This window comes from Hydrotalea sp. GW822-HT8A01 (assembly GCF_058798575.1).
The window spans coordinates 516,642-534,944 of record NZ_CM179506.1 but is presented as its reverse complement, the minus strand read 5'-3'; the positions used below and the strand labels follow the sequence as shown (position 1 = coordinate 534,944).

Sequence of the window (18,303 nt, the reverse complement as noted above, 5' to 3'; positions counted from 1 at the left end):
ACTAAAGTTTACATTTGGCTTAAAGGTTTTTATTTTTATAGGATTAGGTAGAATAAGCGCAAAGGGATTTTAGATAATTGTAAGGATGTGGAATTTGATTCATCAATCTTTCCACTACATCATTAAATAGCCACTTACGCATATTCCTTTTATTAAATCGATATTCATATTCATCACTATAAGCAAACAAATATTCACTCGAACATTGATGATGTGTTCCTCTCAGCCAATTTTTGAACTGCATAATCTGTTTGTGCAGTTCTTCCATCGCAGTTCCTTTTTTAGAATATTCGATGCTAATATTTTTCATTTGTTTAGCTAATTTTTTATACGAATGATAAGCATCTGTTTTTATTTGGGCTTCCGATGATACATTATCTTTTATCGCATACTTCAATTCTTCGGATTTAAAACTTTCTATTGGCTGTAATGCAATATTCCCTGTTCGACCATCAGCTAATATCTCAACTGCCACAAACATTGCATCTTTCGTTTTGGTACTTCTCCCTTTGTCGGTAGAATAGCCCCCAATAAGGGTTTCGTCTACTTCAACATCACCTTTCAATTTATCTTCTTTATCCTTCTTCATTACTGCCTGTAGCTTCCTTTTAAATAACCATGCCGTTTTTTGTTGTACACCAACCTCATTGCCCAGTTCTATCGTCGACATCCCTTTTTTCTTCGCTGTTAATCTGAATACCATGTGAAAGGCTTTCAGTATCGGCATCTTTATTCCATGAAAAACAGTGTTAGCTGTAACACTTTCATCGTAGCCACAACTGCGGCAACGACGATAGTAATATGTACGGCCTTTATAACTCTGATCGCATCCACATTTACTACATTGATACTGCTTGCCCCATTTGATCTCCAACAGATAATTGTAGCAATCTTCATTTGTTTTGAACCGTTTGCCAAACTCAATTGCATTAACCCCTTTGAACATAACTATATATTTTAGACCTCAATTTACTAATTTATTTAGTTATTTCACCCCCCTATCTCTTATTTGTAAATGTTCTACCTAATCCTATATTTTTAAGTTGTAAATCTTTCATAAAGTTTGTCTTGCAGTTTTATTTTTTCTGCCTTTTAAAAATGCTATTAATATTTTTTTAAGTTAATTTATTTTCAAAACCCAATCTAGTCGTAATAACTTTTTTAAAATATTTAATTTCACCATAATTTTATATTAATTCAATTCTACTGATTTATTATAAATTTATTTTATACTCTTAACTTGTAAATTTGGTAGATTACCAAAATACTTTTACAATATGTTTTAATCTTTCATATTTTCCATTGCTTAGTTTCTTTATTTTTATTATTCTACTATATGATTTTTATTTATATGCCTTTTCGTTAAACATAAAGAACAACCGAAACTAATACATTATTTATAATATATCTTTAGTAATTTTCCTAAATCTTATACGTATTTCTACGCAATTTTTTAAAAAATAGCATCTTCCTATCCAATTGTACCCGGTATCATTTAATTTTATACAAAATGTTTTTATTATGTCTTCTGCTTTGAATTTGGTATTGGTAGATGCCAAGCCGGCATACCTATTAAAACTTCAACACATGGTAAATACTATACCTTATCTCAATATTCTGTTTACAGCTAATCATGGTGTTGATTGTTTACAAAAATTACAGCAGGTTAAAACAGAGCCTGATGTAATTATAACCGACTTACTTATGCCCGAAATGGATGGCATGGGGCTTGCCGCCATTTTGCATTATGCTCGCCCCGCATTACCTATTATAGTTTTGTCTGATTTGCTTTCTGAATTCGAAATTGCCGAGTTAATGGATATAGGCGTAAAGGGCTTCTTGAGTAAAAAAAAGTTATCTCATGCTGTTTTAGAGCAGGCTATTGATGCAGTAAGTTATCGAAAGGATTTTATTGATACAACTGCTTTTGATATAGCTCAGGTTCATAAAGCTGTTGACCATTTTAACAAACTGCCCTATGAAAAAAATATTACGCAACAATTAACCAACAAAGAACTACTGTATTTACAATTGTTAGTAACAATGGAGAATGAAGAAGAAATAGCGACATGCATGCATATTTCCGTGAAAACAGTTCAATACTATGCCAATAATTTGCGCAAGAAGACCGATACAAGTTCTAAATCGGCCTTAGTGTTATTGGCCATTAAAAACAGATGGGTAAAAATCTATAAGGGATATGTTAGCAGTCATCACTAACTCAATGCTGTATTAAAATAGGGATTATAATATTGAAAGAGCAATTAACTGCTTCATATTCAAACCCATGCAGTTTTTTAATAATTGATTATTTGCAATAGGAAAAGAAAAAATAGTTGAATTACATTTCTTTGTTCAAAACTTCTCCTCTTTTCCCTTTAATCCATACATCCAATCTAATAATCACTTTGTAACCAATTCTTTTAGCTTCCACACATTCAACGCAGAAAATTTCTCAGTTCTCTTTATCTTACAGCCTTATTGTATTGCATGAAGGCAACTGTATATAAATCAACCGGTAGCTGGTACCAGGTAAAAGCAGATGATGGAATGTTTTATGCTGCCAGAATAAAAGGAATTTTTAAAATAGAGGGGTTTACTTCCACCAATCCCATTGCAGTTGGCGATGTGGTGAACATTAGCATTGAGCCCGGCCCTGAGCAACATGCCGTTATTGAAGCCATTGAGCCTCGCCACAATTATGTTATTCGTCAAAGTCCGCATCACCGAAAACATCACCATATTATTGCCGCTAATATTGATCAAAGTATTTTATTCATTACCCTGAAACAACCCCGTACTTCGCAGGGATTTATTGACCGTTTTTTAGTAGCCTGCGAAATGTATCATGTACCTGCTATCTTGGTATTTAATAAAGCAGATATATATCGCGATAAAGAAATGCAACAATATGAACAACTCCATCATTTGTATACGCAAATAGGGTACCGTGTATTGTTGTGTAGTATGGTAACCCAACAAAACATAACGGAGCTAGAAGCATTACTAAAACAAAAAACAAGTTTAATTAGCGGGCATAGTGGGGTGGGTAAATCTACTTTTATTCAACAGCTTTTTCCCGACCTGTCGCTTAAAACATTGGCTGTAAGTGAATGGAGTGGTAAAGGCATGCACAGCACTACTTTTGCTGTAATGTTCGATTTGCCCGATGGCGGTAAACTGATTGATACACCCGGTATTAGAGAATTGGCGTTGGTAGATATTAGCAAACAGGAATTATCGCATTATTTTCCCGAAATGCGGGAACGTATAACGCAATGCCAGTTTAATAATTGTTTGCATATGTATGAGCCGGGATGCGCTGTTAAGCAAGCAGTTGATACCGGCGAAATTGCAGAAGAACGGTACTTTAGTTATTTAAAATTATTAGAAGAAATTGATGAAAATACCTGGGCATAAACTAATTTCCTCCTACATTTTTATCGGCTTTGAATTTTGGGGCTTTACTGGCTGCTTTCATAGCCTTGGGGTCACCGGCAGCTAATTTACCTGCATCTACATTTTTCCCGTTCGACGGGCAGCCATTTCGGTTGGCATGATTGAATAAACCGCAGGCGGAGAGTATCAGGCAGATACTCATCACCCATACTATTTTTTTAGAGAATATCATGTTGTGTATATAACGTTTATATTGCATCATTATTGTTTCGGACATGCATTTGCATCGGCAAACCAGCCGGCATAAAAAGTATAATTATTCGCTATGCGATTAATTTCGCCTTCTAATAATTCCTGCGATACTTCTTTAACCTTCTTCGCCGGTACGCCTGCATACACACAACCGGCCTCTACCACGGTTCCCTCTAACACCACAGCGCCTGCTGCAATAACCGCATTACTATGTACTATGCAGCGATCCATTACAATAGCACCCATACCAATCAGTACATTGTCGTGCACCGTGCAGCCATGTACAATGGCATTATGCCCAATAGATACATTATTGCCAATAACCGTTGCATTTTTTTGATACGTACAGTGTATTACAGCGCCATCCTGCACATTTACCCGGTTACCCATGGTAATGGTGTTTACATCGCCACGAATTACCGTATTAAACCAAACACTGCATTGGTTGCCCATCACCACTTTACCTACTATCGTGGCATTGGGTGCCACAAAACAATCGTGCCCAAATTGCGGATGCACATTTTCAACTGGGAGAATAATAGCCATAAAAATTTGTTAGATAACTTTTTTATACAATCAATCATTCACCGAATGTATAACTTCGTTTTATATTTTCAAAGCTAATGTATTGTTGAGTATGAATTACAGGCAACTTTTTTTAAAACATATTGCACAAACCTCTGATGCGCCAATTGCCATAGAAATGCAGCGGGCACACGGTATTTATATGTTTGATGTGCATGGAAAGGAATATATAGATGGTATTTCCGGGTTTAGTGTGGCCAATATTGGGCACAGCCATCCCAAAGTAGTGAGTGCCGTTCAGCAACAGGCATCAGAATACATGCACCTGATTGTGTATGGCGAATTTATTCAACAACCACAGGTGGCCTATGCCAAATTATTAACCGATTATTTGCCGGCTACTTTAAACTGTGTGTATTTTACCAATAGCGGAACGGAAGCTACAGAAGGTGCCATGAAATTGGCCAAACGCATTACAGGCCGTACCAAAATACAGGCCTTCCATAATGCCTATCATGGCAGTACACAGGGCGCTTTAAGTATAATGGGTAGTGAATATTGGCGTAATGCTTACCGGCCCTTATTACCGGAAGTGTATCATCTGGAATATGGCAGCGATGCCGCACTTGAAGCTATTGATGCAAATACCGCCTGTGTGGTGGTTGAAATGGTGCAGGCCGAAGCCGGTATTGTACGCCCTACCAACGAATGGTTGCAGGCTTTACGAGACAAATGCACTGCCAATGGGGTAATGCTGATTGCCGATGAAATACAATCGGGTTTTGGCAGAACGGGTACCCTTTGGGCCTTTGAACAAACCGGAATTGTTCCAGATATTTTATTGTTGGGAAAAGCTTTAGGCGGCGGTATGCCATTGGGGGCGTTTATTGCAGCGAGGGAATTTATGCAGTTACTTACACACGATCCTGTTTTAGGCCATATTACCACTTTTGGCGGCCATCCGGTTTCCTGTGCTGCTGGTAAAGCTGCTTTTGAGGTATTGCTGGATCGTAACTTTACCAAAACTGTAAAAGAGAAAGAAAGTTTTTTAAAAATGCATTTACAGCATCCTGCCATTAAAACCATTCGAAGTGCAGGTTTGTGGATGGCGGTTGAGTTTGATAGTTTTGAAACCAATTATAAAGTAATTCACCAATGTATTCAACACGGCTTAATTACTGATTGGTTTTTATTCAGGTCACAAGCCATGCGTATTGCCCCGCCTTTGTGTATCCAAAAAAATGAATTGAAAAAAATAGCAGGCATTGTGTTGCAAAGTATTATTGATACGGGGGTAGAATAAAAATATTGGCGAAGTGTTGTTGCCACGAATGCACGAATGTTTTTTATTGCTTATTCGTATGTATAGGTGTAATTCGTGTCTAAAAAAATATATGGCACCTTCCGTTGCACATTCTATTCCTTCATTGTCTGCTTTTTCTCAGCGTCTTTAATATTCATTCTGCAAAACCTACCATATAATTTTTCATATTGGGGAATAATATTCGCGATATCAAAATGTTTAGCCTGCTCATAAGCAGCATGCTTCATTTTATTCAGTTTTTGCTCATCTTTTAAAATGGTAATGGCAAATTCGCTCATGGCAGCCACATCGCCCACATTGGCCATAAAGCCGGTTTTCCCCTGTATATTAATCTCCGGCAAGCCACCTGCGTTAGTACTAATTACCACTACCTTAGCGGCCATGGCTTCTAATGCAGCTAAACCAAAACTTTCATATTCACTGGGTAATAAAAATACATCACTCACGGCTAAAATTTCTTCCATCTGCTCTTGTTTACCCACAAAACGCACATCATCCATTACACCTAAAGCACGCACCAGTTCTTCCATCACCGGCCGTTCCGGGCCATCGCCCACCATTAACAATTTTGCTGGCAGGTATTTTCGCACTTCGGCAAATACTTTAATCACATCCTGCACCCGTTTTACTTTTCTGAAATTAGAGGCATGCACCAAAATTTTTTCACCCGCAGGGGCAATTACTTTTTTAAAAGCATCAAAGGGTTTTTTGTTGAACCGATGCACATCTACAAAATTGGTTATCACTTCTATTTCTTTGGTAATGGCAAAACTTTTATAGGTTTCTTCCCGCAGGTTTTGCGAAACAGCAGTAATGGCATCGCTTTCATTAATGGAAAAAGTTACCACCGGCTCATAGGTTTTATCCCGGCCTACCAATGTAATATCGGTACCATGGAGGGTAGTAATTACCGGAACATTTCGCCCATTCTTACTTTTTACAATCTGCTTGGCCATATAAGCAGCAGAGGCGTGGGGTATGGCATAGTGTACATGCAATAAATCTAAATCGTGGTTAATAATTATATCCACCATGGTACTGGCTAAGGCCACTTCATAAGGCGGATAATCGAATAAAGGGTAAGTGGGTACCCGCACTTCATGGTAAAAAATATTGGTATTAAATTCATTCAACCTTACGGGTTGCTGGTAAGTAATAAAGTGTACCTGATGGCCTTCATCGGCCAATGCCTTTCCTAATTCTGTTGCCAATACACCACTTCCGCCAAATGTTGGATAACAAACGATACCAATGCGCATGATTCAACTGATTATTTGTGCTAAGTAACAACTATTTATGCTTTCAGTTCAATTATTAGCATTTACTTTTTGAAAAGGCAGGTTAAATTAACGTTGATCATCTGTAAAATTGTCAGGTTTTGTTGGGGTAGTCGCTACTGAAAAAGGTGCTTCCGGTGTGTTTCCTGCTGGTATTTTTTATGGGATTTCTTCGGGATTGGTTAGGGACAAGTTCAACTCAACAGCGTTGCGCAATGCTGTAAACCCGAATATGGGTGGAAGATGGATGCCAATGGGGCGGGTAAATGAAAGGCGAATTCCATTATCTTTATCGTGTTGATGATTTTTTATAAAAATGCTTATTCGACTCAATAAACCCTGAACGGCTATGATGAAAAAATTATTATTGGTTATATGGATGGTACCTAGTATGGCATTTGCACAACAGCCAAGCGATAGTTTGCTGATTAAACAAATATCGGATAATGTTTTAATCAATGGAAAGGCATATGATCTGCTTCGCCAGCTCACCAAACAAATTGGAGGGCGGTTGGCCGGCTCGCCACAGTTCATGAAAGCGGTATTGTGGGGCCAACAAGCTATGAAAGAGATGGGTGCCGATACGGTGTACATACAGCAATGTATGGTGCCACATTGGGTGCGTGGCGGAAAAGATGTGGCTACCGTAGTGCAAATAGGCAGCCGTAAGGTGAAAAAATCTTTGTCGGTTACCGCTTTGGGCAATTCGTTGGGTGCAAAACCGGGTGGCATAACGGCACCGGTATTAGCTGTGCATGATTTTGCAGAATTAGAAGCGAGAAAAGCAGAAGCAAAGGGTAAAATTGTATTTTTTAATTATCCGTTTAATCCCACTTATATTATTCCGGGCCGGGCTTATGGCGAATCAGGGGTTTACCGGCGTAATGGTGCATCTATAGCAGCCAAATATGGCGCCATAGGTATTATTATTCGTTCGTTGAGTGGCTCAACCGATAATAATGCACATACCGGGGTAATGGCCTATAACGATTCTTTGCCTAAAATACCCGCCGCTGCCTTGGGTTTGCAGGATGCAGACAGTTTATTTGCCTGGTGCCAACGCATGCCCGTTCAATTGCATTTGGAAACACATGGCCATTTTTTATCCGATACTATTGGGTATAATGTAGTAGGTGTGTTAAATGGAACAGAACAGATACAGCAATACATTACCGTTGGTGGCCATTTAGATAGTTGGGATGAAGGCGAAGGGGCGCATGATGATGGTGCTGGTGTGGTGCAAACCATAGAAATATTAAGGGCTTTTAAAGCAGTAGGTTATCGCCCTAAACATAGTATTCATTTTGTATTATTTGCCAATGAAGAAAATGGTTTGCGTGGCGGCAACGAATATGCCCGAGTAGCAGCACTGCAAACCGATCAACCCATTTTTGCTTTGGAAAGTGATGAAGGTGGCTTTACGCCACGTGGTTTTGGTTGTAGCACTTCACCCGAAAAATTAGCCATGATCAGAAGTTGGATTCCTTTATTACAACCCTATGGTACTGATGTTATTGCAGCCGGCGGTGGTGGCGCCGATATTGGCCCGTTAGCCCGCCATTTTAAAATTCCTGCCTGTGGTTTAATGCCCGATAATCAGCGCTATTTTGATATTCACCATACCAAAGCCGATGTATTTGAAGCCGTGAATAAAAGAGAATTATTACTGGGAGCAATTAATATGGCCGGACTGGTATATCTTGTAGACAAATATTTTTAATATGAAAGCAAGAAAATGGTTGCGTAATGCCATCATTATTTTGGTGATAATTGGGGCAGGCTGGTTTTACTGGCATTTTTATTTTGTATTTGCCACCGGTACTAAAGCTGGTGTACTCAACACTTTTCAGCACAAAGGCATCATTTTTAAAACCTATGAAGGTAAAATTATACAAAGCGGATTTAAAGCCAATGTACAAAGCAACGAGTTTTCTTTCAGCGTTACCAATCAGCAAGTGGCAGCCCTGTTAGAAAAAAACTCAGGGCGTGATATGAACCTGCATTATAAACTATATATAGGTGCATTACCCTGGCGCGGCATGCAAAAATTTATTGTAGATAGTGTGATTGAAATACGCGGTGTAGGCAGAACCGGCACGATTGAGCCGAATTAATAAAGCCTGTCAGAAATTGCATCTATTATTTTTCTATTATTTTATCCTGCATCTTTGCCATGCAATAAACCAATCGGGCAATCATTTGTTGCAATAACTATTAAAAGTAACGGTATTATGCGGAAATGCGGCTTTTTGAGGGCCTGGTTATTGTTGTTATCAGTTTGCATAGCTACAACAATATTAGCACAATCTAAATTTACTTTAAATGGTGTGGTACGCGATCAATCATCCGGCGAGTTATTGATTGGTGCAGTTATTCAATTGAAAGAATTACCCGGCATAGGGGTTACCAGCAATGCCTATGGTTTTTATTCTATTACCGTAAAGCAGGGCACCTACACAGTTATCGTTCGTTATTCGGGATATGAAACCATTACCCAAGCTGTGGCTTTTACCCAAAACCGTGAACAGAATTTTAATTTGATTCCTATTGCCAATAACCTGCAGGAAGTGGTGGTTTCTACCAAAAAGAAAAATGAAAATGTTGCCAGTCCCTTAATGGGGGTAGATAAACTGAACCTGCGTGAGGTAAATGAATTGCCGGTATTACTGGGCGAAAAAGATATTTTAAAATCTATACAATTATTACCCGGCATTAAATCAGCCGGTGATGGCAACAGTGGTTTTTTTGTAAGGGGTGGAGGTGCCGATCAGAACTTAATTTTATTGGATGAAGCGCCTGTGTACAATGCCACGCACTTATTGGGATTTTTTTCTACTTTTAATTCAGATGCCATTAAAGATGTTGCGGTGTACAAAGGGGGAATGCCGGCACTATATGGCGGCCGGCTGAGTAGTGTGGTGGATATTAAAATGAAAGATGGTAACGACAAAGCCTACCACGTTGATGGTGGCGTAGGTTTAATCTCATCGCGGTTAACTGTGGAAGGGCCCATTGTAAAAAACAAAGGCTCTTTTATTATTAGCGGCCGCCGAACCTATGCCGATTTATTTTTGAAACTATCACCCGATTCGGCCATTAATTCCAATACCTTATATTTTTATGATTTAAACCTGAAAGCCAATTATACACTCAACAAAAAAAACCATTTATACTTATCGGGTTATTTTGGTCGTGATGTACTGGGCTTTGGCGAAACCTTTGGCAGCGATTGGGGTAATACCACCGGCACCCTGCGTTGGAACCATATTGTGAGTAATAAACTATTCTCTAACACATCACTTATTTTTAGTAATTATAATTATGTTATTCGCATTAAATCGGGTACCGATCAGTTTAAAATTACTTCTAAAATTCAGGACCTGAATCTGAAGCAGGATTTTGATTATTTCATCAATAACAATAATAAAATAAAATTTGGTGGTAACATTATTCATCATACCGTATCGCCAGGTGCCATTACTGCAACGGCCACCTCTAACTTAAAAAGTGCTACCATTCAAAACCGGTATTCTTACGAAAGTGCATTGTATGTATCGCACGAACTCAGTTTTAATGATAAATTGAATATTGTGTATGGATTACGCCTCTCTAATTTATCGGCAGTAGGTCCGGGTAATTATTATCAGTACGACAGTAATGGCAATACCATTGATACCCTGAATGTACCTAAAGGCCAGGCCGTTGCCAGTTATTGGAATTTAGAACCCCGTTTTAGTGCCAGTTATTTGCTCAATACCTATGCTTCTTTAAAATTTTCATACAACCGAAATGTGCAAAATCTGCATTTGCTCAGTAACTCTACTGTTGGTGCGCCCACCGATTTGTGGTTACCCAGTACCAATAATGTAAAACCTGAAATTGCAGATCAGGTGGCCCTGGGTTATTATAAAAATTCAAAGAATCAGGTATATGAGTTTTCGGTGGAAACGTATTATAAATGGTTGCAAAACCAAATTGATTATAAAAACGGCGCAGATTTGCAAGCCAATGATAATGTAGAGAATGAGTTGGTATATGGGGTAGGAAGGGCCTATGGTGTTGAGTTTTTCGCCAAAAAGAAAATGGGTAAATTAACGGGATGGATCGGTTATACCCTTTCACGCACCGAAAGAAAATTTGCAAGTATTAACAATGGCCAATACTTTCCGGCACGGCAAGACCAAACACATGCCATTACCACGGTGGGTATATACCGGCTTAACCAACGGTGGACACTTTCTGCCAATTGGGTATACAATACCGGTAATGCAGTTACTTTTCCCAGTGGTAAATACCGGGTGAACAACCAAACTACTTTTTTATATACCGAGCGCAATGGTTACCGTATGCCCGCCTATCACCGTTTAGATATTGCAGCAACGGTACAAAATAAAAAAAATCCCTACCGCAAATACCAAAGCAGTTTAACTTTTGGAGTATATAATGTGTATGGCCGCGAAAATCCCTATTTTATTACGTTTATTGATGATCCCAATAATCCCAATAAAACGGTTGCTCAGCAAACTTCTTTATTTCGGTTTATTCCCAGTATAACCTGGAACTTTAAATTTTAAGCATATGCGGATATTATCACTCATGATATTATTTTTTTCATTGTGGTTTTTTTCCTGCAAAAAAATCATTAATGTAGATTTAAAGAATGCACCACCTGTATTAGTGATTGAAGGAATGATTACCAATACTTCACCTGCACGGGTGTTCATTTCCAAATCGGTTGCTTTTAGTGCCGATAATGTATTTCCCCCGGTTACCGATGCGATAGTAACCATTACTGACATAATTGGTAACGTATACCAATTGGTGCAAACAAGCCCGGGTATTTATGTCAATACCAATTTATTGGGTACTCCAGGGGCTACTTACCGTTTGCAGGTAGTTGATAATGGTACTATTTATACTGCTACCACTACCATGCCACAGCAGGTAAACTTAGATACCTTACTGGTATCTAATATTATTTTTGCAGGAAAAATTATTCCGATTGTGCAGCCGCAATATTCTGATCCTGAAAATGTAGCCAATTATTATTGGTTTATTGAATACATTAACCGGGCTGAGAATCAACGCATTTTTGTATGGGATGATAATTTAACCAATGGCGGAATTTCAACCCGTCCGTTGATTGAGCCCGATAGTACCATTAATCCCGGTGATACCATTACTGTTGAAATGCGTTGTATAGATAAACCCATTTATCAATATTTACGCGGATTACAGGATTTACAAAATAATGCGGCCACACCTGCAAACCCCACCAGTAATATTAGCGGCGGCGTGCTGGGTTATTTTAGTGCCCATACCCGGCAACGTAAATCGGTGATTATACCGCAGTAGCAGGCTGCAAGATTAAGATGCATACAATAAAAAAATGGCCGGCCGCTTGTGCAGGGGTAAGGTAATTTTCTTCCATTCGCCAATGGTTTTGGTAAAAATAGCTTCTGTGGGGGCTGTAATATCTGCACCAATACACAGCAGGGTATTTTCTTTACAAACATTCAGTAAATCCTGCAATAAAGCCTGATTACGATACGGAGTTTCAATAAATATTTGGGTACTGTTATGTTGCCGCGATACCAGCTCTAATGCTTTTATTTTATTTTTGCGTTCCACTGCATCAATGGGTAAATAGCCTTCAAACGCAAAGCGTTGTCCGTTCATGCCACTGGCCATTAAAGCCAGCAATAATGCATTTGGTCCTACCAATGGGTGTACTGTTACCTGCATTTGTTGTGCTATGCCTGTTAATATTTGTCCGGGATCGGCTATGCCAGGGCATCCGGCTTCGCTTACAATACCTATATTTTTTCCTTGTAACAATAATTTTTTAAACTCGGTAATTACTGATTCCTCGGCTTTATGAATGGTAAACCAGGCATAATCGTCAATCACCATTTGTTTCCAAAGCTGTTTAAAATAACGGCGGGTAGTTTTTTCATTTTCTACAAAAAAGACATGACATTGCTGAATAGCCGGTAAAATATGGGCGGGTAATGCATGCAATGCATCGTCATATAAAGGAGCCGGAATTAAAAAAACTGTTCCTGGTTTCATGTAAAAAATTATTGCTGATAAAGCTATGATGTGGAATGATTTTTTTCAGAAGGTGGTTTGCCCGGAAAATATATAGTAGGTGCTTCTGTTTGATGCAGTGGATATAAGGCTAATGTTGCTGCCACTACTGCATAAGCAGGAGCCAATACCCAGCCAACAAAAAGCAACAGGTGCATGATGTAAAATATCAGTCCGTTACCAATGGCCAACCCCTTATGTGTACCAATATAATAAGTACTTTCGCCCATGGTTTTGTTATGCCTTCCCATACTATAATCCAGCATTGAGAAACCATAGTAATAACCTTCTATAAAAAGCGCAATAATCGGCGTAATTAACCCAAATAAAGGAATAATACTCAGTATCAGCAAGGCAATTAAATACACCGTTTGCCATAATGCATTGCGAATGGCTAAGCGAATACCCCGCCACATATCGGTACCCAATTGGCGTAAGCTGAAAGGATATTCCTGGTGATTGATGATGGCTTCTGTTTTCTCACTTAAATAAGCAAATACCGGTGAGCCCACAATCAGGTAAAAATATTTGAAGAATGAAAAATAAAAAAGCATTTGGATGAGCAGTAAACCCAGGCTCGATAAAGTAAATAAAAATCCCAGCCAGGTACTCTGCATTTTATCTAGCCAGGTTTTTAATCCGGTCTTTAAACTTAACCATTCAATCACGCCACTGGTAGTATGTAAGAAAAAACCCATGCTGGCAGCGAACAGCAGTGCATATAAAATACCCGGAATAATAATCCATTTCCATAACCGGTGTTGTTGAATGAATTGGTGGGCTTTAAAATAGGCCTGAACCGCTATAATAATTTCTTTCAGCAAATGGTTTTTTGTTACGAAAATAATCGTTTCTGTTTATTTAAGGGTGAATTGATTTTTGAAACGTTGTTTTCAGTAAAGCAATCAGTAATTTGTAATTCTCAATTTATTGTAATTTGCAGTGTTGAACCAGGTGTTATTATGCAGAAATTATCCCCTGATTTTTACCAAAGAAACGATGTGTTACAAATTGCTAAAGAATTATTGGGGAAGTTATTGGTTACGCAATTTGAGCAACAATTAACCATTGGTCGTATTGTTGAAACAGAAGCCTATAATGGCACTACTGATAAAGCTTCGCATGCTTATGGAGGCAGGTACACCCAACGTACCCAAACTATGTATGCAGCAGGTGGTTGTGCTTATGTGTATCTGTGTTATGGCATTCATCACCTGTTTAATGTAGTTACCGGGCCGGCTAATACCCCACATGCCGTTTTAATACGTGCTGTTGAGCCGGTTAAGGGTATATCTATCATGTTACAACGGATGGGTAAACCCAAAGCCGATTTTTCTATTGGCCGCGGGCCTGGAAATGTAACCAAAGCATTGGGTATTAGCCGCTTACATAATGCTAAATTATTAACCCGAAATGATTTGTATATTGCTGATGATGGTTACACCCTACCGGCAGGTGATTGTATGATTACCAAACGGATAGGCGTTGACTATGCCGGTGAAGATGCTTTTTTGCCTTATCGTTTCTTGGTAAAAGAAAATCCTTATGTAAGTGGGGAAAATAGATAGTTCTTTTGCTGTTTCTTGAGAAGATTCGATATGAGTTGTCGTAAATAATTTTTTCTCAATAATTGACTTATAGATTTTCATACAATTAAATTACTTACATGAAAACAATTTTCTCCTGTTATGTTTTTTTTTGGCATTTCAACCCGCTGCACCAACACAAGTGTATCATTCACTGCAAAAATTAGTTCAACAATATTTTACTTTATGCAATCAGCATGATTCTGTTGCTGCAGCAACCATGTTTGCAACTAATGCTGAATTGTATTCACCCAATTGGTCAGGAACAGAAAAAGGGCAGGCAGGTGCTAAAAGTGTTTTACATCGGTATTTTGTATCTACCCCTAATTTGCAATATCATATTACGCATACGGTTTATTCCAAAAACGAAGCTGTGGTTGAATATACGGCAACGGGAACATTACAACATGGCGAGGCGGGTACCCCTGCTTATATGATTGGGAAGCAGTATATATTAAAAGAAATTACCCGGTTTACTTTTGTAGATAATCATATCACATCTGCGGTAAGCTATTTTGATCAGGTATCGTTTTTGAAGCAGGTAGGTTTTTTTGATCAGCATTAAGACAGGGTTGTTTGAATACCGTGAATATAATGAAGCAAGTTTGGAAAATAAGGTATTTTAAAATTTAGGGCAGCTAATGGGTTTGGCATCGCTGCGCTTTTGAATATAAATAAGTGATACTTCAATACCACCTACACCTTGTGAAGCAGTTTTTAAGGAAGAAGTATTTACATCGTATGAAGCGCCTATCCTAAAACTGCCATATTCTAAACCCACATAAGGAATAAATGCATCTCTCAAACGCAGCCAGGTGCCTACATAAACACTCACATCCTGCTCTAAATTTAAGGTTGGGGTAAATTGAAAAGCACCACCCAAAACAGTTTCTGATGCACCACCCTGAAAGCTTTGTAAAGCACTTAGGTGTAAAGTTGTATTATCACTAATAGGAAAATAAGTGCCTGCATGAATGGTGGCACGTGGGTTCAGTGAATAGTTGGCACCGGTGAAGGATTGTTGTGGCCGGGTAATATGATACAGGCTAATCCCAAAATAAAAATTATTTTTATCGGTGGTACTTCCGTTGTATAAAATACCGGCATTTACATCCATGTAATTCGATTTTAAGGTAGCCCCATTAAACACTTCGCTGGTAACACCGGTAAAGCCATTGCTGGTGAGCTGGTCTTCAAAAGTAAGTCCTGCGGTATTAATCATCATATTGGCATACGTTAATTGTACGCCCAACCCAATGGTGTTATTGCCATCTTCATCCAATCCTTTGTGATAGGCGGTTGAAACGGTGGCATAATTAAATTTAACAGCACCATTAGCACTGTTATCATTGTAGGCCATAAAACCCAGCCCCCACACGTCATTACTGGCAATTTTATTTTGCATAATATGAAAATCAACGGAAGCTGTACCGGTAGTAAACGCATTGTTAATGGTAGGCCATTGGTTCCGGTAATTACCGGCTACACGTAAGTTGCCATCGAACTTTCCGGTAAATGCAGGGCTAAGGGTTAAGGGGGAAGAAAAAAATTGTGAGAAATGCGGGTCTTGCGCCAGCAGTGGGTGCGACAATAACAGCGGGAAGATAAATAGTACAATTTTTTTCATGAGAACCCCTACGTTAGTCATGTAATATCTGCTTTGTAAAAGTGAGTGCAAAGCAAAAGCCCATCATTTTAAATTGTTTGTTTGCAAAAACAGATATCCAAAATACTGGAAATGCTGTATATATTTTTGATTTGTTGAGGTATTTAACAAAAAAAATTAAAAAATTAAGATTGGTCTTTTCTGCCATAGGCCAAATCGCCCGCATCGCCCAGTCCGGGTACAATATAACCTTTGGCGGTTAATTCATCATCAATGTCTCCGCACCACAATTGAATATTGGCACCACATTCTCTATGCACAAATTCAATACCCACGGTACAGGCAATAGCAGCCACAATATGAATGGCGGCGGGTTTGTATTCCTGTTGTATGAACTGAATGGTTTTAACCAATGAGGCCCCGGTTGCCAACATGGGATCGCTGATAATGACAATTTTATTATTTAATGACGGGCAACTCATGTATTCTAAACTAATTTCAAAACTGCCATCGCGGTGGTGTTTGCGATAGGCTGAAATAAAGGCATTATCGGCTTTGTCAAAATAGTTCAGCATACCTTGGTGCATGGGTAAACCAGCCCGTAAAATGGTGGCTAAAACCGGCTGCTCTATTAAAACTTTACTATTGTGAATACCCAATGGAGTATGTGTTTCCACTTCATGCCAGGGCAATTGTTTACTAATTTCATATGCTGCAACTTCACCGATTCGCTCTAAGTTGCGGCGAAAGCGCATTCTGTCGGTTTGAAGGTGGATGTTCCTGATTTCTGCCGTAAAATTGCTGACCAAACTATGGGTATCACTTAAATTAACAATCATAGGTAACAGTGCATTTAGGGTACTAAAACGCTGTAAAATAAAGGTAAAAAATGGAAATAGAGGTATTTACCTGCTACTTACAGTTTTGCTTATTGAAAAATAAGTTAGCTAATGCCATCTTGTAAGGATGAATAATAGTAGCAAAGGCGTTAAAAAATAAAGTGAAAACGAGTAATGCAGGAAGGATTAGCCCCTAAAAAGGTGTATTAAATAATTTTTTAAGGCATAGGTCATTAATTTTGATTTTTTACTGTTATCGGGTGTTTTTTCCGATATTTTCTGAACATGGCCTTCAACAGTGCGTTTAGAGATGTTTAAAAAATCGGCAATTTTTTCGTAATCGGGATGTGTAGCTAACAGTTGTAAAATTTTCAATTCGTGCCGGGTGAAATGGGGGGTCTTTAATTCATCTTTTTTCTTTTGTATTTGTTTCAACATTTTGCGAACCAGTGGAATATTCCAAATAGGGTCAATGAATACTTTGTTTTGTTGAATGGCTTCTATAGCTAAAGTGAGGCATTGATTGTTGAGCATTTTTAAAGATCCCTTGGCAATTACAGCATTAGTGCCAATTTCTAACAGTTCTGCCACATCCGATTCAACCAAAAGGCCGGAAATAACAATTACTTGTATAGAGGGGAAAAACAATTTAATTAAACGGGTTAATGCCATACCATCAATTTCGGGCATTTGGCAGTCGGTAACAACTATATTGGGTAAATAACGGGTATTGTTTAAATGTTCAAAAAAATGGTACGCGTTGGTGTGGGAGTAAAGGATGGTGCACTCTTTTATTTTTTGGAATTTGGTTTTCACTAATTCCAAATCACGCAAACGATCATCTACAATAGCCACTGAAAAAGGGGCAACCATATAGGATTACATTTAATATTACAATATTATTAAAAAGGTAACAAATTATCAAATTTTGTATCGGGTATCTTAAAAATTGCGTAGAAATACGCTTGTTTTTTGGTAAGTCGCTACAATATATTTGAGCTGTACTATTTGATGTACACCAATAATAGGTTTTACCGGTAAAAAAAGGTAGGCTTTTTATTGTAATGGCCATGCAATAATGAAGGTTACCGTTGCAGATAAGCAAGTAAAAAATCCGCTGAACATCTGACCCCATGAGTGTTAGGCAGGGGAGGGTAAAATATAAAAATTTTAATAATGCAAAAATTAAAACTATTATCAGTTGCATTGCCAATACTAGTTGCAGTGGTGCTTGTATTACATAGTAATACTGCTAAAGCACAGTCTGCTAGTTGTGCCGCTGCTAAACAAACTTGTTACAAAGTTACACTGGGTGGTGTAACTGTTAAATCGGTTAGTGGTCTTGCAACCATAAAACTTTAGTAGTGAAAAATACCCCTATTGTTACTAGAATTAGTAACAATAG

Annotated in this window: 19 protein-coding genes; 10 read left to right on the top strand and 9 right to left on the bottom strand. The window is 38.4% G+C overall.

The genetic code is table 11. The features are described from left to right. Positions 1 to 43: 43 nt before the first annotated feature. Positions 44 to 946, bottom strand: coding sequence for an IS1595 family transposase (locus AC3QLY_RS02355; protein ID WP_492990471.1), 903 nt, complete (start codon positions 944 to 946; stop codon positions 44 to 46). Positions 947 to 1,521: 575 nt separating this feature from the next. Between AC3QLY_RS02355 and AC3QLY_RS02350 the strand changes: the two genes are divergently transcribed. Then, positions 1,522 to 2,220, top strand: a complete 699-nt coding sequence (locus AC3QLY_RS02350) for a response regulator transcription factor (protein WP_074417459.1) — start codon at positions 1,522 to 1,524, stop codon at positions 2,218 to 2,220. Positions 2,221 to 2,490: 270 nt separating this feature from the next. Further along, a complete protein-coding gene (gene rsgA, locus AC3QLY_RS02345) occupies positions 2,491 to 3,420 on the top strand; it encodes a ribosome small subunit-dependent GTPase A (protein ID WP_492990468.1) in 930 nt (309 codons plus the stop codon). A 1-nt stretch (position 3,421) separates the two neighbouring features. On the opposite strand, the gene AC3QLY_RS02340 is transcribed toward rsgA, so the two are convergent. Together AC3QLY_RS02340 and AC3QLY_RS02335 are read right to left on the bottom strand one after the other, a co-directional pair. Next, complete coding sequence (locus AC3QLY_RS02340) at positions 3,422 to 3,661, bottom strand: hypothetical protein (protein ID WP_074420244.1); 240 nt, start codon at positions 3,659 to 3,661, stop codon at positions 3,422 to 3,424. Beyond that, positions 3,661 to 4,197, bottom strand: coding sequence for a gamma carbonic anhydrase family protein (locus AC3QLY_RS02335; RefSeq protein ID WP_074420245.1), 537 nt, complete (start codon positions 4,195 to 4,197; stop codon positions 3,661 to 3,663). Before AC3QLY_RS02335 ends, AC3QLY_RS02340 begins: the two co-directional genes overlap by 1 nt. 91 nt (positions 4,198 to 4,288) lie before the next feature. On the opposite strand from AC3QLY_RS02335, the gene AC3QLY_RS02330 reads away from it, so the two are divergent. Beyond that, on the top strand, positions 4,289 to 5,479 hold the full coding sequence (locus AC3QLY_RS02330) for a class-III pyridoxal-phosphate-dependent aminotransferase (RefSeq protein WP_074417455.1): 1,191 nt from the start codon (positions 4,289 to 4,291) through the stop codon (positions 5,477 to 5,479). Positions 5,480 to 5,592: 113 nt separating this feature from the next. Here the strand turns inward: AC3QLY_RS02330 and bshA are convergent, their stop codons facing one another. Further along, positions 5,593 to 6,759, bottom strand: coding sequence for an N-acetyl-alpha-D-glucosaminyl L-malate synthase BshA (bshA, locus tag AC3QLY_RS02325; RefSeq protein WP_074420247.1), 1,167 nt, complete (start codon positions 6,757 to 6,759; stop codon positions 5,593 to 5,595). Positions 6,760 to 7,126: 367 nt separating this feature from the next. Here bshA and AC3QLY_RS02320 point away from each other — a divergent pair, with 367 nt between their 5' ends. The 4 genes from AC3QLY_RS02320 to AC3QLY_RS02305 all read left to right on the top strand — a co-directional run bounded on the left by AC3QLY_RS02320 (position 7,127) and on the right by AC3QLY_RS02305 (position 12,132). Beyond that, positions 7,127 to 8,497 (top strand): M20/M25/M40 family metallo-hydrolase, encoded by a 1,371-nt coding sequence (locus tag AC3QLY_RS02320; RefSeq protein WP_288073141.1) that lies wholly within the window; start codon positions 7,127 to 7,129, stop codon positions 8,495 to 8,497. Position 8,498: 1 nt separating this feature from the next. Continuing rightward, a complete protein-coding gene (locus AC3QLY_RS02315; RefSeq protein ID WP_288073140.1) occupies positions 8,499 to 8,891 on the top strand; it encodes a DUF8785 domain-containing protein in 393 nt (130 codons plus the stop codon). A 117-nt stretch (positions 8,892 to 9,008) separates the two neighbouring features. Next, positions 9,009 to 11,351, top strand: coding sequence for a TonB-dependent receptor (locus AC3QLY_RS02310; RefSeq protein WP_492990465.1), 2,343 nt, complete (start codon positions 9,009 to 9,011; stop codon positions 11,349 to 11,351). Positions 11,352 to 11,355: 4 nt separating this feature from the next. Further along, positions 11,356 to 12,132, top strand: a complete 777-nt coding sequence (locus tag AC3QLY_RS02305) for a DUF4249 domain-containing protein (protein WP_288095999.1) — start codon at positions 11,356 to 11,358, stop codon at positions 12,130 to 12,132. 12 nt (positions 12,133 to 12,144) lie between these two features. Here the strand turns inward: AC3QLY_RS02305 and AC3QLY_RS02300 are convergent, their stop codons facing one another. Both AC3QLY_RS02300 and AC3QLY_RS02295 read right to left on the bottom strand, forming a co-directional pair. After that, positions 12,145 to 12,849, bottom strand: coding sequence for an SAM-dependent methyltransferase (locus AC3QLY_RS02300; protein WP_218331898.1), 705 nt, complete (start codon positions 12,847 to 12,849; stop codon positions 12,145 to 12,147). Between the two features lie 23 nt (positions 12,850 to 12,872). After that, positions 12,873 to 13,691 carry an EI24 domain-containing protein gene (locus AC3QLY_RS02295; RefSeq protein WP_218331900.1) on the bottom strand — a complete coding sequence of 273 codons (819 nt, stop codon included), beginning with the start codon at positions 13,689 to 13,691 and terminating at the stop codon, positions 12,873 to 12,875. Between the two features lie 138 nt (positions 13,692 to 13,829). Here AC3QLY_RS02295 and AC3QLY_RS02290 point away from each other — a divergent pair, with 138 nt between their 5' ends. Beyond that, positions 13,830 to 14,435 (top strand): DNA-3-methyladenine glycosylase, encoded by a 606-nt coding sequence (locus tag AC3QLY_RS02290; protein ID WP_218331902.1) that lies wholly within the window; start codon positions 13,830 to 13,832, stop codon positions 14,433 to 14,435. A 130-nt stretch (positions 14,436 to 14,565) separates the two neighbouring features. Beyond that, a complete protein-coding gene (locus AC3QLY_RS02285) occupies positions 14,566 to 15,018 on the top strand; it encodes a nuclear transport factor 2 family protein (protein ID WP_492990464.1) in 453 nt (150 codons plus the stop codon). 57 nt (positions 15,019 to 15,075) lie between these two features. On the opposite strand, the gene AC3QLY_RS02280 is transcribed toward AC3QLY_RS02285, so the two are convergent. From AC3QLY_RS02280 to AC3QLY_RS02270, 3 genes are all read right to left on the bottom strand, one after another. After that, the gene (locus AC3QLY_RS02280; RefSeq protein WP_218331906.1) at positions 15,076 to 16,080 is read right to left on the bottom strand and encodes a PorP/SprF family type IX secretion system membrane protein; all 1,005 of its coding nucleotides are present in this window, start codon (positions 16,078 to 16,080) and stop codon (positions 15,076 to 15,078) included. Positions 16,081 to 16,244: 164 nt separating this feature from the next. Beyond that, the gene (gene upp, locus AC3QLY_RS02275) at positions 16,245 to 16,898 is read right to left on the bottom strand and encodes a uracil phosphoribosyltransferase (RefSeq protein ID WP_218331908.1); all 654 of its coding nucleotides are present in this window, start codon (positions 16,896 to 16,898) and stop codon (positions 16,245 to 16,247) included. A gap of 186 nt (positions 16,899 to 17,084) precedes the next feature. Further along, positions 17,085 to 17,771 (bottom strand): response regulator, encoded by a 687-nt coding sequence (locus AC3QLY_RS02270; RefSeq protein WP_492990463.1) that lies wholly within the window; start codon positions 17,769 to 17,771, stop codon positions 17,085 to 17,087. A gap of 303 nt (positions 17,772 to 18,074) precedes the next feature. Here AC3QLY_RS02270 and AC3QLY_RS02265 point away from each other — a divergent pair, with 303 nt between their 5' ends. After that, entirely contained in the window at positions 18,075 to 18,260 is a 186-nt protein-coding gene (locus AC3QLY_RS02265; RefSeq protein ID WP_218331912.1) for a hypothetical protein, read from the top strand. The last annotated feature ends 43 nt before the right edge of the window (positions 18,261 to 18,303 follow it).

Coding starts and splice junctions, on each gene's coding strand:
- AC3QLY_RS02335 (WP_074420245.1), bottom strand. CDS start 4,197: ATGGCTATTATTCTCCCAGTTGAAAATGTGCATCCGCAATTTGGGCAC.
- AC3QLY_RS02300 (WP_218331898.1), bottom strand. CDS start 12,849: ATGAAACCAGGAACAGTTTTTTTAATTCCGGCTCCTTTATATGACGAT.
- AC3QLY_RS02280 (WP_218331906.1), bottom strand. CDS start 16,080: ATGAAAAAAATTGTACTATTTATCTTCCCGCTGTTATTGTCGCACCCA.
- upp (WP_218331908.1), bottom strand. CDS start 16,898: ATGATTGTTAATTTAAGTGATACCCATAGTTTGGTCAGCAATTTTACG.
- AC3QLY_RS02320 (WP_288073141.1), top strand. CDS start 7,127: ATGATGAAAAAATTATTATTGGTTATATGGATGGTACCTAGTATGGCA.
- AC3QLY_RS02330 (WP_074417455.1), top strand. CDS start 4,289: ATGAATTACAGGCAACTTTTTTTAAAACATATTGCACAAACCTCTGAT.
- AC3QLY_RS02350 (WP_074417459.1), top strand. CDS start 1,522: ATGTCTTCTGCTTTGAATTTGGTATTGGTAGATGCCAAGCCGGCATAC.
- rsgA (WP_492990468.1), top strand. CDS start 2,491: ATGAAGGCAACTGTATATAAATCAACCGGTAGCTGGTACCAGGTAAAA.
- bshA (WP_074420247.1), bottom strand. CDS start 6,759: ATGCGCATTGGTATCGTTTGTTATCCAACATTTGGCGGAAGTGGTGTA.
- AC3QLY_RS02340 (WP_074420244.1), bottom strand. CDS start 3,661: ATGATGCAATATAAACGTTATATACACAACATGATATTCTCTAAAAAA.
- AC3QLY_RS02355 (WP_492990471.1), bottom strand. CDS start 946: ATGTTCAAAGGGGTTAATGCAATTGAGTTTGGCAAACGGTTCAAAACA.
- AC3QLY_RS02315 (WP_288073140.1), top strand. CDS start 8,499: ATGAAAGCAAGAAAATGGTTGCGTAATGCCATCATTATTTTGGTGATA.
- AC3QLY_RS02290 (WP_218331902.1), top strand. CDS start 13,830: ATGCAGAAATTATCCCCTGATTTTTACCAAAGAAACGATGTGTTACAA.
- AC3QLY_RS02310 (WP_492990465.1), top strand. CDS start 9,009: ATGCGGAAATGCGGCTTTTTGAGGGCCTGGTTATTGTTGTTATCAGTT.
- AC3QLY_RS02265 (WP_218331912.1), top strand. CDS start 18,075: ATGCAAAAATTAAAACTATTATCAGTTGCATTGCCAATACTAGTTGCA.
- AC3QLY_RS02270 (WP_492990463.1), bottom strand. CDS start 17,771: ATGGTTGCCCCTTTTTCAGTGGCTATTGTAGATGATCGTTTGCGTGAT.
- AC3QLY_RS02305 (WP_288095999.1), top strand. CDS start 11,356: ATGCGGATATTATCACTCATGATATTATTTTTTTCATTGTGGTTTTTT.